The 584-nt window shown below is 56.3% G+C and carries 1 protein-coding gene; it reads right to left on the bottom strand.

The genetic code is table 11. The annotated features are described in order from the left end of the window. Positions 1-584 (bottom strand): GTP-binding protein (locus ACR0LY_RS19990; RefSeq protein ID WP_480567787.1); only part of this gene is annotated, 584 nt, incomplete at both ends.

The raw sequence follows: 584 nt of genomic DNA on the forward strand, positions 1-584 counted from the left end.
TCATCAACAGCCGCCATCAGTTCCTTGATCTTCTCTTCGCCGATTTCCGGGTTGTTGCCTTCCATCGCGGCCAGAGCCGAACCTGCGATGATCGGAATATCGTCGCCAGGGTATTCGTAGCTGGACAGCAGTTCGCGAACTTCCATCTCAACCAGTTCCAGCAGCTCTTCGTCGTCAACCTGGTCAACTTTGTTCATGAACACGACCATCTTCGGGATGCCAACCTGGCGGCCCAGCAAGATGTGCTCGCGGGTCTGCGGCATCGGGCCGTCAGCAGCGTTCACAACCAGGATTGCGCCGTCCATCTGAGCGGCACCGGTGATCATGTTCTTGACGTAGTCGGCGTGACCGGGGCAATCAACGTGCGCATAGTGGCGGTTGTCGGTCTCGTATTCCACGTGGGCGGTCGAGATGGTGATGCCACGAGCCTTCTCTTCAGGCGCGCCGTCGATTTGGTCATACGCTTTGAAGTCACCGAAATACTTGGTGATTGCTGCGGTCAGCGTGGTTTTACCGTGGTCAACGTGCCCAATCGTGCCGATGTTGACGTGCGGTTTTGTACGCTCAAACTTTTCCTTTGCCAT

The organism is Ruegeria sp. BC5 (assembly GCF_056539205.1).